This is a genomic window from Microcoleus sp. B3-D7 (assembly GCF_036705305.1).
Taxonomy (GTDB): domain Bacteria; phylum Cyanobacteriota; class Cyanobacteriia; order Cyanobacteriales; family Microcoleaceae; genus Microcoleus.
Window position 1 is genome coordinate 65,058 of the sequence record NZ_JAUBUE010000008.1, and the last position, 13,802, is coordinate 78,859.

15 protein-coding genes are annotated in these 13,802 nt (G+C 46.2%); 7 read left to right on the forward strand and 8 right to left on the reverse strand.

From position 1 onward, the window contains the following. Positions 1 to 3: 3 nt before the first annotated feature. Positions 4 to 1,215, reverse strand: a complete 1,212-nt coding sequence (locus tag QUB25_RS08520; RefSeq protein WP_333182738.1) for an acetate kinase — start codon at positions 1,213 to 1,215, stop codon at positions 4 to 6. A gap of 230 nt (positions 1,216 to 1,445) precedes the next feature. Between QUB25_RS08520 and psaK the strand changes: the two genes are divergently transcribed. Next, positions 1,446 to 1,706: a photosystem I reaction center subunit PsaK gene (gene psaK / locus QUB25_RS08525; protein ID WP_333050587.1), complete on the forward strand. Its 261-nt coding sequence runs from the start codon at positions 1,446 to 1,448 to the stop codon at positions 1,704 to 1,706. Positions 1,707 to 1,747: 41 nt separating this feature from the next. Here psaK and QUB25_RS08530 read toward each other — a convergent pair whose 3' ends face one another. After that, a complete protein-coding gene (locus QUB25_RS08530; RefSeq protein WP_333182740.1) occupies positions 1,748 to 2,386 on the reverse strand; it encodes a histidine phosphatase family protein in 639 nt (212 codons plus the stop codon). 19 nt (positions 2,387 to 2,405) lie between these two features. On the opposite strand from QUB25_RS08530, the gene QUB25_RS08535 reads away from it, so the two are divergent. Next, complete coding sequence (locus QUB25_RS08535) at positions 2,406 to 2,543, forward strand: hypothetical protein (protein WP_333182741.1); 138 nt, start codon at positions 2,406 to 2,408, stop codon at positions 2,541 to 2,543. On the opposite strand, the gene QUB25_RS08540 is transcribed toward QUB25_RS08535, so the two are convergent. Next, a complete protein-coding gene (locus tag QUB25_RS08540) occupies positions 2,540 to 5,014 on the reverse strand; it encodes a phosphoketolase family protein (protein WP_333182743.1) in 2,475 nt (824 codons plus the stop codon). The two genes, QUB25_RS08535 and QUB25_RS08540, sit on opposite strands and share 4 nt — an antisense overlap. A gap of 764 nt (positions 5,015 to 5,778) precedes the next feature. Between QUB25_RS08540 and QUB25_RS08545 the strand changes: the two genes are divergently transcribed. From QUB25_RS08545 to QUB25_RS08555, 3 genes are all read left to right on the forward strand, one after another. After that, positions 5,779 to 6,000, forward strand: a complete 222-nt coding sequence (locus QUB25_RS08545; RefSeq protein WP_333085212.1) for a DUF433 domain-containing protein — start codon at positions 5,779 to 5,781, stop codon at positions 5,998 to 6,000. A gap of 4 nt (positions 6,001 to 6,004) precedes the next feature. After that, positions 6,005 to 6,160 carry a DUF5615 family PIN-like protein gene (locus QUB25_RS08550; RefSeq protein ID WP_333085203.1) on the forward strand — a complete coding sequence of 52 codons (156 nt, stop codon included), beginning with the start codon at positions 6,005 to 6,007 and terminating at the stop codon, positions 6,158 to 6,160. Positions 6,161 to 6,261: 101 nt separating this feature from the next. Beyond that, positions 6,262 to 6,417 carry a hypothetical protein gene (locus QUB25_RS08555; protein WP_333182745.1) on the forward strand — a complete coding sequence of 52 codons (156 nt, stop codon included), beginning with the start codon at positions 6,262 to 6,264 and terminating at the stop codon, positions 6,415 to 6,417. A gap of 43 nt (positions 6,418 to 6,460) precedes the next feature. Here QUB25_RS08555 and QUB25_RS08560 read toward each other — a convergent pair whose 3' ends face one another. Next, positions 6,461 to 6,757: a hypothetical protein gene (locus tag QUB25_RS08560; protein ID WP_333182747.1), complete on the reverse strand. Its 297-nt coding sequence runs from the start codon at positions 6,755 to 6,757 to the stop codon at positions 6,461 to 6,463. 352 nt (positions 6,758 to 7,109) lie between these two features. Between QUB25_RS08560 and QUB25_RS08565 the strand changes: the two genes are divergently transcribed. Next, positions 7,110 to 7,514, forward strand: a complete 405-nt coding sequence (locus QUB25_RS08565) for an HNH endonuclease (RefSeq protein WP_333182748.1) — start codon at positions 7,110 to 7,112, stop codon at positions 7,512 to 7,514. A 174-nt stretch (positions 7,515 to 7,688) separates the two neighbouring features. Here the strand turns inward: QUB25_RS08565 and QUB25_RS08570 are convergent, their stop codons facing one another. The 4 genes from QUB25_RS08570 to topA all read right to left on the reverse strand — a co-directional run bounded on the left by QUB25_RS08570 (position 7,689) and on the right by topA (position 12,515). Then, on the reverse strand, positions 7,689 to 8,870 hold the full coding sequence (locus QUB25_RS08570) for a restriction endonuclease (protein ID WP_333182750.1): 1,182 nt from the start codon (positions 8,868 to 8,870) through the stop codon (positions 7,689 to 7,691). Positions 8,871 to 8,899: 29 nt separating this feature from the next. Further along, positions 8,900 to 9,352, reverse strand: coding sequence for an HNH endonuclease signature motif containing protein (locus QUB25_RS08575; RefSeq protein WP_333182752.1), 453 nt, complete (start codon positions 9,350 to 9,352; stop codon positions 8,900 to 8,902). Beyond that, positions 9,343 to 9,588, reverse strand: a complete 246-nt coding sequence (locus QUB25_RS08580) for a hypothetical protein (protein ID WP_333182754.1) — start codon at positions 9,586 to 9,588, stop codon at positions 9,343 to 9,345. The genes QUB25_RS08575 and QUB25_RS08580 overlap by 10 nt, the downstream gene beginning before the upstream one ends. A 200-nt stretch (positions 9,589 to 9,788) precedes the next feature. Next, positions 9,789 to 12,515: a type I DNA topoisomerase gene (gene topA, locus QUB25_RS08585; RefSeq protein ID WP_333182755.1), complete on the reverse strand. Its 2,727-nt coding sequence runs from the start codon at positions 12,513 to 12,515 to the stop codon at positions 9,789 to 9,791. Positions 12,516 to 12,992: 477 nt separating this feature from the next. Between topA and QUB25_RS08590 the strand changes: the two genes are divergently transcribed. Then, positions 12,993 to 13,676 carry a VOC family protein gene (locus QUB25_RS08590; RefSeq protein ID WP_333182757.1) on the forward strand — a complete coding sequence of 228 codons (684 nt, stop codon included), beginning with the start codon at positions 12,993 to 12,995 and terminating at the stop codon, positions 13,674 to 13,676. Positions 13,677 to 13,802 lie beyond the last annotated feature (126 nt).

A 13,802-nucleotide genomic window follows, 5' to 3' on the forward strand; every position in this document is an offset into this window, starting at 1 on the left:
AAGTTAGTGATAAAGTTTCCAGCATTCTCGCGCAATTTCCCAATCCTCCTGCGTGTGAATGACCAAAATTCTCACCGCTGAATCCACTGCCGCAATATCTTCATCCACTGGCGACTGTTGATTCTTCTCCCCATCCAATTTTAAACCCATAAATCCAAAAGCTTGGCAAGCAGCCGATCGCACAACAGCAGAATTTTCTCCAACTCCCGCCGTAAAAATCAAAGCATCCAACCCACCCAAACTCGCCAGCATGGCGCCAATTCCGGCGCGCAAACGGTGGATGTAAATATCCAAAGCAAGTTGAGATCTCTCATTACCTTGGGCGATCGTATCTCCAATCTGCCGCATATCGCTAGATACCCCAGAAATCCCTTTTAAACCAGAATTACGATTGAGAATATTATCTAATTTTTCAGAAGTTAAATCTTCTCGCCTTAACAAATGAATTATAATCCCCGGATCGATCGCACCCGATCGACTTCCCATCATCAAACCATCCAAAGGCGTAAAACCCATCGTCGTGTCAACACTCCAGCCGCCGCGAATCGCCGCCAGAGAGCATCCGTTGCCCAAGTGACAGCTAATCAGCCGCAAATGGGTCAAATCACGGTTCAGAAGTTGAGCCGCCCTGCGCGCGCAATATTGATGGCTAATGCCGTGAAAACCGTAGCGGCGAATTCCGTTTTCCAGCCATTCGTAGGGGCCGGGATAAACAAAGGCGGCAGGCGGCAATTGCGCGTGAAAAGCTGTATCAAATACTGCTACTTGCGGCCGATTTGGGAGGATTTTTTCCAGGGCTTCGATGCCTTCGAGGTTGACGGGATTGTGTACGGGGGCGAAAACAGATAAACGGGCGATCGCCTCTTTAACATCCGGCGAAATTAACGTACTTTGCTGATAGTCTTGTCCGCCGTGTACGACGCGGTGGCCGACAATATCAATCTCGTTTAAACTATTAATAACTTGAGTTTTACCCTGCCACAGAGTCTCCAGCATTCGAGAAATGGCGGCTTCGCGAGAGTCTGAGGCAAATTCTTCCTCCTGTTCAGTTCCTGAGGCAGTTTCGACTTTCAACTGAGCCACACCTTCGCGGTGATTCCAGTCAATTTGCGCTTCCCAGAGGGGTTGCGGCGGGCGATCGGGCAGGACATCGTTTAACTCGTAAAGACAGCTCTTTTGACTGCTAGAACCCGCATTTAACACCAGTATTTTCATGCTTTATTATGTCCTGTTGATTCGTTCTTTCGATCGCTAGGCGATTGAAATCGCGTTTTGTCAAACTTTCGTCCCAGCAGAGGGGGACTAAAAAATATTGAGAGCCTGGGAAAATTATTAAGAAAAATGTCGAAAAATTAACTATTAATGCAATCTGTAGCTAACAGTTGCATTTTTTTGATATATCTTCTCAGCAGATTTTCATTTACTAAAGTTTAAGGAGCAGATCGATGTTTACACCAATTTTACTTGCCACTGTCGCCAGAACCGTAGAGTGGAGCCCCACGACCGGTTTGATTATGATTCTTTGCAATATTTTAGCTATTGCGATCGGCAGATCAACCATCCAAAAGCCTCACACAGGCCCAGCCGCGCCCTCATCGGGTTTGGTCGGCGGTTTGAGTTTGGGTGCACTTGTCGGAAGTCTCTGCTTCGGTCATATTTTGGGAACGGGTACGATTTTAGGATTGTCTTACATAGGCGCGATTTAGTTTCAGACTGTAGGGTGCGCCCCCGCACCTTACCCGCAATTTCAAGTACCGGGTAAATTGCGGAGGTTTTCATCCATGTACGATCGATCGCCCAAAACCTCCAGCAGCGGCCCGCGCACGTCAAACTTAACAATACTGACAGAAGCTGCTAAAGCGGCAATGCGATAGCGATAACGTCCCAAATCAATCCCCAAGAGACTGCACAGAATAATTCTAATAGTCGCCTTGTGCGAGACAACCAAAACATTACCGCTCTTGTACTTTTCCTGAATTTCTGCGATAACTAAGGACGATCGGCTAGCAATTTCCACGGAAGTCTCGCCGCCATTCGGTGCATTCCAAGCAGGTTCTGTCAGCCAGTTAATATAATCTTCTTCGTATTCTTTTTTGACTAATTCTACTGTTTTGCCTTCCCACTTACCGTAATTAATCTCCCTCAGTCCGTCGCGAAGCTGCATTTCAATTCCCACAGCATCGCACAAAGGTTTTGCAGTAGCAATTGTGCGTTTCATCGGACTGACATAAACAGCCTCCCAGGGCAATTTTGCGTAAGTAGCGGCAAACTGTTCTGCCATTTGAGAACCTACGGGCGTTAATTCTGGATCGATATGACCGCAGAAACCGCCAGTCTTGCTGTAAGTCGTTTCACCGTGTCGGACAAAGTAGATTTTTAAGCTCATATATAGCAGTTTTATTGGATTGTTGAAAAAGACTTTTATTGAAGGCACCGCAGAAGAGATTCTCGATCGCCCGCGCCGGACACGGCAGTGCCGTGTCCTAATCCCCGATCCTGTGCCGGACACGGCATTGCCGTGTCCCTACCCAGAATATCGCTAGCCCGGTGCACCCGATCGCACGGTTTGATCTCCTGTCGTTGTCGGATCTTTCGTTTCCTGCGGCGCTTCCGACGAAACCGGGCCCGCGTGCGGCCACTTCCAGTCGCGGATTTCCGGCATATCATCGCCGTGTTCGTTGATATACTGCCTGTGTTCGATCAGCTTGTCACGGATAGCTTGTTTGCCGTAAGCTGCGACAGAACTCAGTTTTGGAACGCGATCGAGTACATCTCCAACTAAATGGAATCGATCGAGGTCATTAATCACCACCATATCAAACGGCGTCGTAGTCGTTCCCTCTTCCTTGTAACCCCGAACGTGAATATTCGAGTGATTTGTCCGGCGATAAGTCAAGCGGTGAATCAGCCAAGGATAGCCGTGAAAAGCAAAAATCACCGGCTTATCTTTCGTGAACAAAGTATCAAAATCCTTGTCAGACAAACCGTGGGGATGTTCGCTAGCAGGTTGCAACGTCATCAAATCCACCACATTCACTACCCGCACTTTTAAATCGGGATAATCTCGGCGGAGAATGTCAACAGCAGCCAAAGTTTCCAGCGTCGGAACATCACCCGCGCAAGCCATCACCACATCTGGTTCGCCGCCTTTATCATTGCTAGCCCACTCCCAAATGCCGATGCCGGCGGTACAGTGTTTAATCGCAGAATCCATATCCAAATACTGCAATGCCGGCTGCTTCCCTGCAATAATCACGTTGACATAGTGGCGGCTGCGGAGACAGTGATCCGTTACAGACAGCAAAGTATTCGCATCCGGCGGCAAATAAATCCGCACAACCTCGGCTTTCTTGTTAATTACGTGGTCGATAAAACCCGGATCTTGGTGAGAAAAACCGTTGTGGTCTTGCCGCCAAACGTGAGAAGTTAGCAGGTAGTTGAGAGAGGCGATCGGCCTGCGCCAAGGAATGTGACGAGTAGTTTTCAACCACTTGGCGTGTTGGTTGAACATCGAATCGATGATGTGAATAAACGCCTCGTAACAAGAGAAAAAGCCGTGGCGTCCCGTCAGCAAATAGCCTTCCAGCCATCCCTGACACATATGTTCGCTGAGGACTTCCATCACCCGGCCGTCGGGGGAGATGTGGTCGTCTTCGGGCAAAATTTCCCCCGCCCACACCCGGTTCGTCACTTCAAACACGGGATCGAGACGATTTGAGGCCGTCTCGTCGGGCCCGACAATGCGGAAATTGGCGTTTTCCTGATTCAGTGTCATCACCTCTCGCAGGAAGCGGCCGGAAACGCGGGTTGCTTCTGCCATTACAGTGCCCGGTTTTTGCACCTCAACGGCGTAGTCTTCAAATTTCGGCATTTTCAAGTCTCGCAGCAGCAGGCCGCCGTTAGCGTGGGGATTTGCCCCCATCCGTCGAGCTCCCTTGGGTGCGAGTTCGGCCAATTCGGTAATTAACTTGCCATTTTCGTCGAAGAGTTCTTCCGGCTTATAGCTTTTCATCCAATCTTCCAGGAGTTGGACGTGTCCCGGCTTAGAAGCCATTTCCGAAAGTGGGACTTGGTGCGATCGCCAATAATCCTCTGTTTTCTTACCGTCTACTTCCTTCGGCCCCGTCCAGCCTTTGGGAGTTTTCATCACAATCATCGGCCACTGGGGACGGCCCGAATAGCCCTCCGTCCGGGCTTTTTCCTGAATCGCCTTAATTTCGCCGATCGCGGTATCGAGAGTTGCAGCCATCAACTGGTGCATGGTTTCCGGGTCTGAACCTTCCACCCAATAAGGTTTGTAGCCGTAACCGACCATCAAACTTTCCAATTCCTCTTGCGGAATGCGGGCCAACAGCGTGGGATTGGCAATTTTGTAGCCGTTCAAGTGCAAAATCGGCAACACGGCCCCGTCCCGAACCGGGTTGAGAAACTTGTTAGAGTGCCAGCTAGCAGCTAGCGGACCGCTTTCGGCTTCCCCGTCGCCGACAACGGCCGCCACAATCAAATCGGGGTTATCGAAGGCCGCCCCGTAAGCGTGGACGAGGGCGTAGCCGAGTTCGCCGCCTTCATGAATCGAACCGGGGGTTTCCGGGGCGACGTGGCTGGGGATACCGCCGGGAAAGGAGAACTGTTTGAACAGCCGTTTTATACCCTCTTCATCTTCGGAAATGTTCGAGTAATATTCGCTGTAAGTGCCTTCAAGATAGGTGTTGGCGACCAAGCCCGGCCCGCCGTGTCCGGGGCCTGCGATGTAGATGGTGTTGAGGTCTTGGGCTTTGATGATGCGGTTGAGGTGAACGTAGATGAAGTTGAGGCCTGGAGTGGTGCCCCAATGTCCGAGGAGTCTCGGTTTGACGTGTTCGATTTTGAGGGGTTCTTTGAGTAGGGGGTTGTCGAGGAGATAGATTTGTCCGACGGATAGGTAGTTTGCCGCCCGCCAGTAGGCGTTCATTTTGTGTAGTTCTGAGTCGGAAAGCGGCTTTAATTGCGGGATCTCGGTTGTTCCTAGCATCATCAGCGATTGACTCCTAAGTTGTGCTTGTTTTGTAAAGTGCGATCGAGAAGTGCGATCGGTATTAATTTGTTATTTGTGACATTTTGTATTTAAACTCCATGTCTTCCACGCAAACTATTGAATTCTAGCTCGTTTATGCCTCCATTAAAGTTTAAATCAATGTTAATTTCTGGCTAAACATCGCACGATTCTGAGGAAAAAAAAGCCGCTACTTGCGGGGATCAAGGGATTAAGCAATACATAATAGGATTTACACAAGAGTTTTTGTAGGCTGTGCACTCCGCACTGAGCCGTAGAATATGTTGCGAGTAGTAGGATGTGTTGTTCAAGTCCCCAAAAAGATACTTCTCAAGGTAGAAGTCATAATAATTTATAGGTGAATATAATTTCACTTTGGGTCTGCTGATGGCTGAGACCAGTTATCATAAAAAATTCAACTGTAGGCAATATCCAAAACTTTATGTCCTCAGTCATTCCCCATTCTTTAATCTAAAATTAAAAATGGTATGACTCGTTTTGGGTTAATTTTTTTAGGTTAGTTTAAGCTCAGGGTAAAAGGGCGATTAATTTTTATAATGAGAGAGATTTAGCCTGAATTTAAACAGATATAGCAATGCTATTTCATTTGTAAAAAAGCTTTTTTTTATGAACTGCAGAGGCGCAGAGGGCGCAGAGGAAGAGAGCAGAGATAAAGGAATTGCGTATAATAGCAAATACATATTATCTAATTATTAACGCAAAATTTAGCTAACACCTGGCAAGGAATTAGCCCAACTCTCGGTGTCTGTGGGGGTGATGCTTGTATGAGAAATACTTGCATTCCTATTTGGGAACTGGTGAGCTTTCATCGTTTGGGTATGAACGAGTCTCGACTCTTAGATAACTATTCCACACTAACTGCTACTGATTTAGCAAATGCGTCGGCTTATGCGGCAGCTTTTCCAGATGAAAGTGACATAGCTATCCGCAAGAATGACGAGGATTGAAATAATGGCGCGTCTTTATGGTGACGAACAATTTCCCAGAGAAATTGTAGAATTGCTGCGCCGGATGGGGGAAAATATTCTGACAGTGCAAGCAGCCGGAAAGGATAACCTAAAAAATCCGGACGCAGAAGTGTTAGCTTTTACAGTCAGTGAAAATTGAGCTGTTTTAACTCTAAATCGCCGTTATTTTATCAGACTGCACAGCTTACAGTCTGACCATGCTGCAATTATTGTCTGTAGGGGAGAGGATGATTTCACAGAATGACTGCTAATCTTAATCAGGCTATTTCCTCACTTGCAACATTAACAGGTCAAGTGATTCGAGTCGATCGCACTCTCGCGACCATCTATATCTTAAGCGATCGCCACAAAGTAAACTCAAGCAATCTCAATCCGAAAATCACTGCATCGGTTTGATTGCTAGCTAGATGCCATCGCCAATATTTCCCGCTGAAAAAACTTAGGAGGCGACTAAAACAGGACTCTCTGAAATCCGGCAAACATTGGACACAGTTGGCTGGTGGGCAACGACTCGCACTTCGTGAGGATAGCGAGGACGGGGGTCATTTTCTAACCAGATGGGCGGTACCATCATCACTTCATAGTAAGCGATCGTATGCAAAACCCCAGGCTGGGACTTCAATTCTACTGTTAAGCCCGCTCTGTACTCAAATGCTTCTTCCCAGTCTAGGTTTCCATTCATATCCATATTCATATCCATCGGAATCGCGCCTCTTAATCTTGTTTCTTTTTTCAATTGTAGAGCCCTACATAAAACATTGGGTACTTTCTGTTGCTTATGATACAATTTGTAACCTTATATATACGTTCCCTGACAATTGAACAGAGAAGAGCAATTGTCAATAAGTAAATAGGATGATTTGGCCCACAGGTGACAAGCAAGCCCAAAAGCTAGGCTTGACAAGAGTTTGAGTTGATACGTCTCAAAAAAAATATGGGCGATCGAACCCCGCAGACGCTGATGAGACAAAGGAAGAGAAGAGAAGAGAATTTTAAGGACGGAAGTACAAACCTATTTTTGCCCTCTTGTCTAGTGTTTTACAAATAAAGAAACCCGGTTTCTTTAAGAAACCGGGTTTTTGGGATGAGTGAAAACTAAACTAATTTCACTTGGTTTTCTACTTGGTCGCAGTTTACAAATGTATGTTTTGGGAATACTGGAAATTGACCATATTATTCCTAAAGCGATTGCGGGGACTAACGAGGAAGAAAGTCTCTGGCTGGCTTGTAGTCTGTGCAATAATTACAAAGGAACCCAAACTGACGCATTAGATCCGGTAAAGCAAAAGCACGTTAACTTGTTTAATCCGCGCACTCAACAATGGTCACAAAATTTTGCTTGGAGTGAAGACGCTACAGAAATTATTGGACTTACAGACTGCGGTCGCGCAACAGTAACAGCACTACAACTAAACAATCCTATTGCTGTTACTGCCAGGCGTCAGTGGGTTAGTGCTGGATGGCATCCGCCCACAGATTCAAGTATTTCATAACAGATATTATTGTCAATATAAAAAACGCTGTGGCCGCTCGCAATTAAATCTGAAGGGGGCCTTAATGCTACCAGTTAAGAAAGAAAAGAGTAAGAGTCATAGCAAGAATTTCCTATTTTGAACAGGCAAGATGCCTGTTCCACAATAATTATTGGAGATGTCTAATGATGATTATTAATCACACCAATCGTAATACTGAGGTATACCATCCCAAAGAGAATAACGATTTAGATTTCCCCAAAGATAAACTTCACCATCATCTTTGTACTTCTTTTTTGCTCTGAACACCTTTTCTGCATTTAAATAGGAAAGAGCAGCAATCCCTGTATCTGGGATCTCGTATCCTCGAAAAGAATCACCAACTATACTGACCGTAGTCCTTGGGAGTTCCATGAGTAAAGCAGCTCCTTTTGAATCTCGAAGAACTATCGCAAAACAGTTCCAAATCATCCCATAGTATTTAGTAGCATGAAAAATCTTACCTTCCAGCGTATCTGTTAAACCATTTAAATTGAGTAAATATTTCAAGTGGTCAGGTTTTACTAGACTAGATTTATCACGAATAATACGCTCGGCGGCGTAAAAAGACCAGCGACTCACCTCGTCTGAAGTTGCTAATTTTATCCGTGTCTTTTGTCTAGCGGCGAAGCGTTGAGCACAAGGCAAGTATCGTGAAGTTGTTACAAAGAGTCCTTGATTTGCTCGTTCGTCTTCAACAACAGCACTTAAAGCTTGTACTGCTTGAAGGTCGATTGGATTGGATGTGGCGTATCTCTTAGCTTGCACTAGAGTCACAACTTCACCAATCACATCGTTAGAATACAGGCGAAGATCTACACCACCGTCAGATCGACCAGAACCAAGTTTAGTGTGATACCCGTTATTACGAAATATTCCATCAAGTAAAACCTCAAACTTTCTGGGATCGAGGTGGTATAAATCATCAGGAGATTTATGAAACCGTTCATAAACCTCTTCATACAGATCCGAAAAATCTGGTTGTACTAAATCGCAAATCCATCGCCATTCAAAGTAGTTACGATATGCTTCTTCTAACTCTTCATCAATAACCTCAAATGTAAATACTCCACCTCCATAATTATTGACGTAGAACCCAGTATTCTGAGTTAGTTCGTCAAATTCATCGTATAGTTCATTACCATAGTCATATAGAATTTCGCCAAGTTGCCCAGAAGCACAGAGAACTAAAACGCATGGATTTTCTGGTGGTTCATCATCAAAATGTTCATTCCATGACTTAAATGTGCAATCGTGCCATAATTCTTTTTGTTGCGCCCACGAACGGATAACTGATTTGAGATATTCAATATTTTTCTCAAGGCGAACGTCTTGCATATGATTAAAATCAACTGTTCTTATCCATATTATGAATTTTGGCGAGGATCGCCAGAAGGAGGGTGCCACCCTGCACTAATCCATAAACGACGAGCTCTGATAATCGCTCCTTCATTATGATATAGATCGTTAAGGTCTAATCGATGGCAGGTTCCCCTACCTGTGGGAGTAATACCCATTATTTCTAAACCATCCGCAGACCAGTTAAAATGCTCAGACCATCGCTGTTGACGGGGGTTAAACAAAGTTACTTCTTGTTCTGTTTCTGGGTCAGTACCAGTGACAAAATTATAGCGATTATTATTACAGCGATGACAAGCTAAAGCTAAGTTTTCAAGTTCATCGCTACCACCTATTGAGCGAGGTAAAATATGATCTATTGTAAATAGAGTAGAGCTACTTTCTTCCGCTGAATGGCAATATTCACAAAGAAAATTAGCTCTATTTCTTACTGAATTTCTAGTAGCGCGGTTTACGGACATGAGGCTGCTATAACTTTAGCATTAATTAAGGTAAAAATCCGATCTAGTTCTAGTAAGCTTGCTAATTCTACAACCTCTTCTGAAGTTAAAAGATTAGCCTTTTTTCTCTCGGCTAATTCTTCTAATCTGGCTTGCAGATTTTCCGTAAATTTGAATAAGTAAAGATCTCTGACTTTCTGAATCGAAATTTCCCGATCGATCCAGTAGGAAGGTTGTACCATAAGTTCAGCTATCATGGTTATTCAATTACTCCAATTACTACATGGATAGTCTTGATTATATCATGAGAACGAAAGGATTAGTTTAGAAAGAGCCGACCTACTTAGGCACCGCGCGATCGAAGAAACCGAGTTTTTTACCGAATCTGTCTGCAAAAACAAATTATTTTCGCAAAAAACCCGGTTTCTGACCGTACAGTGCGTAAACTCAACTAATTTTACTTAGTTGTTTTCTTGGCTGTTGTCGCAGTCGCCGCCTTCTTAGTAGTCGTTTTCTTCGCCGCAGTCGTCGTCTTCTTAGCAGTGGTTTTCTTCGCCGCAGTCTTCTCAGTTGCAGTCTCAGACTTCGCCGCCGCAGTCTTGGTTGACTTCTTCGACTTGCTGCTAGATTTACCGCCTCCCGCTGCTTCCTTCGTTGCTAACAATTCCAGTGCTCTTTGCAAGGTGAAATTCTCCACTGATTCATCCTTGGACAAAGAAGCATTGATATCGCCGTGTTTCACGTAGGGGCCGTAGCGGCCGTCGTAAACATTGATGGGTTCTCCCGACTCTGGATGCGCGCCCAATTCCTTCAAAGGTGTAGCTGATTTGCTGCGGCCGCGGGCGGCTTTCGGCTGCGATAATAACTCTAAAGCCCGATCGAGCGTTATCGTCAAAACATCATCCGGCGGTTTGATCGATCGATAATCTTTCCCCACCTTACCCTGGTCATGCACCACATAAGGCCCGTACATCCCCAAATTAGCTTGCACCTTCGCCCCCGTCTCCGGGTGAGTGCCCAACAACCGAGGTAAAGTCAACAAACTCACCGCCATATCCAGCGTCACGCTATCCTTATCCGTCCCCTTCGGTAAAGAAGCCCGCTTCGGTTTCTTGTTCGTTTCCGAAACTTCTCCTAACTGAACGTATGGCCCATAACTGCCAATCAGCACATAAATCGGTTCCCCAGTTTCCGGGTGAAGACCCAATTTTTCCGGGCCTTCGGTTTTTTGCTTTAACAGAAACTCCACTTGTTCCGGATCTAAATCTGCCGGCGTCAAATCTTGGGGAATCGATGCTTTTACCAAGCCTTCTTCGCTTTCAGATTCCAGGTATGCGCCGAATTTCCCGATGCAAACTTTGGCGGTGAGATTCTCCAACACCACAGTTCGGGCAACTTTCGCATCAATCTGACTTTCCTGTTCTTTAACTTGGGTTGCGAGCCCGGTTTCCCCTGTATAAAACTTTTGCAAATACGGCAGCCATTTCGCCTCGCCGGTGGCAATTTCATCGAGGGTTTGTTCCATTCGGGAAGTAAAACCGGTGTCTACTAAATCGGGAAAATGTGTTTCCAATAAAGTCGTGACGGCGAAAGCGGTGAATGTCGGAATTAGGGCATTAGCTATTAATTTGGCATATCCGCGATCGACAATTGTACCGATAATACTCGCATAGGTACTCGGACGGCCCACGCCTTCGCTTTCGAGCATTTTGACCAGAGAAGCTTCCGTATAGCGGGCGGGAGGTTGAGTTTCGTGCCCGATCGCCTCTAAATCCTTACAATTAGGTTTATCCCCCACCTTCAGCGCCGGCAAAATCACCTCTTGGTCTTCCAACGCCGCATTCGGATCGTCGGAACCTTCGACGTAAGCCCGCAAAAAGCCTGGAAAATCAATGCGTTTGCCGCTGGAACGGAAACCGGCATCTTCTACCTGAGTTAATACAGTGACGTGAGTTTGGCGGGAATCGGCCATTTGAGAAGCGACAGTCCGCTTCCAAATCAAATCGTACAGGCGGAAATCAATCCCATCCAATCCGGTTTGCTGCGGAGTCCGAAAAGTGCTGCCAGCGGGACGGATAGCTTCGTGGGCTTCCTGGGCGCCTTTGCTTTTCGTCGTATATTTGCGCGGTTGGGGGCTGAGGTATTCGCTGCCGTAAAGTTCTTGCACGCAACTGCGCGCCGCTTCGATCGCCTGTTCGGACAAATGCACCGAATCCGTCCGCATATAGGTGATAAAACCGCGTTCGTAGAGACCTTGGGCAATTCGCATGGTTTCCCGCGCACCCAGCCGCAGCTTACGGTTAGCTTCCTGCTGCAAAGTCGAGGTCGTAAACGGTGGCGACGGTTTGCGGGTGACTGGCCGTTCTTCGATATTGCCGACCGTCCAGGGTTTGTTTTGAATGCGTGAAAGTAAAGCCCGCGCCTGTTCTTCGTTGAGCAAAAGTACGCGCCGGCCTGCGATAATTTGCCCGGTATTTTCATCAAAATCGCTACCGTTTGCAACTTTCACATTGCCGACAGTCACGAGTTTGGCATCAAAGGAAATCTTGCCCTTTTCCAAAAGGGCTTTTAAATCCCAGTAACTACCTTGGCGGAAAGCGCGGCGTTCGCGTTCCCGGCGCACCAAAAGCCTGACTGCGACTGACTGCACTCTACCAGCGGACAAACCCCAAGCGATTTTTTTCCACAGTAGCGGAGAGAGTGTGTAACCGACGAGTCTATCGAGAATTCGGCGAGTTTCTTGGGCTTGTACTACTCGATTGTCGATATCGCGGCAGTGGGTTAAGGCGTCGCGGATTGCTTCGCGGGTGATTTCGTGAAACACCATCCGCTTGATGGGCACTTTGGGTTTGAGGATTTGCAGCAAATGCCAGGAAATGCTTTCGCCTTCTCGGTCTTCGTCAGTGGCTAGAATCAGTTCTGTGGCGTCTTTGAGGGCGTCTTTGAGTTCTTTAACAATTTTCTTTTTATCTTTCGGGATGACGTAGAGGGGTTCAAAGTCTGCCTCCACGTTTACGCCCAATTGCGCCCATTTTTCTCCTTTAACGGCTTCTGGTATTTCTTCGGCGGAGGATGGTAGGTCGCGGACATGGCCCATCGATGCCTCTACACGGTAGGTGGAGGGCAGGAAGTTGCGGATGGTGCGGGCTTTGGTCGGAGATTCGACGATGACTAAGGTTGACATGGCATCTTTTAAATATGGATGGCAGCGCAGCTAGAGGGTCTAAGTTAGAGAGTTTAGGTCAGATGTCAAGGCTTCTTTCAACTTTGGGCGATTATTTTCAAACTACCTTAATTTTTAACTTACTGCCGATCGGGTGGCAGGTGACAATGTGATGGGATTTTACTGCTTTGGGGGCAGAGGCTGCGAATCACGTCTCTACAAGATGCACCGGATGATGACCTGACTTTAGCAGAATTGTCGGTAACTGGATGTTGAGACTGCTGGATGCGGGCGGATGGTTCCTCAATCTGGTTGTAACTTGAAGGTTGGGGCGATAGATTTTAGATTTTAGATTTTAGATTTTAGATTTTAGATTGGGAAAGATTTACTGACTAGAGGTTTGGGGCTTTGGTACAGTACGCTGTGCAGCATCAGCGTGGCGAGCGCAAAAAAAGCAATCACAGGGGATTAAAATTACTTGAGCGATCGAGCAATTCGATGAATAATTCTATGACATTTGAATTCGACCATCTTTTCATCCTTACTGATATTGGTGCTTCGGAAGCTAATCGTTTATCATCCTTCGGTTTAGTTGAGGGTGGATCTCGCATTCATCACGGACAAGGTACAGCCAATCGCTGTTTCTTTTTCCATAATGCAATGTTGGAATTGTTATGGGTTCACGATCCAGAAGAGGCGAAGTCTGAGCCAATTCATCAGACTCGTCTTTGGGAGCGATCGACAAATCGGAATAATGGTGCGTGTCCATTTGGCATCTGTTTGCGTCCAGCCAAAGGTTCTGAGGACACAGTTGCATTTTCAAGTTGGGCATATCGTCCACCTTATTTATCTGAAACGATGAGTATCGCAGTAGGAACAAATAGTGATGTGTTGACTGAGCCGATGCTTTTCCAAATTTCCTTTGGTAAACGTCCAGATCAATACTCTGCTGATAAGTCACAGCCTTTGGATCATGGTGTTGGTTTCCGGGAAATTACTCGCGTAGAATTAGTCAGTCCTGCTGCTAATAATCCGTCACCTGAACTTCAAGCAGTGCTTGAGACAAATCAATTAAAGTTGCGAATAGGAACCGAGTATTTTGTCGAGCTTGGTTTTGATGGAGAAGTGCAGGGACAACAGGTAGATTTCCGACCTGGATTGCCGCTTATTATCAGTTGGTAATCAAAACCTGTAAAACAATTAATAATATGGCTTCAGTATCCAACGAACTGCGATCGTTCGTACAGAACGCCCACTGACAATTGCAGGAACATTAGAGACCATTGAGAATTTTTCAAGTTGGCTGAG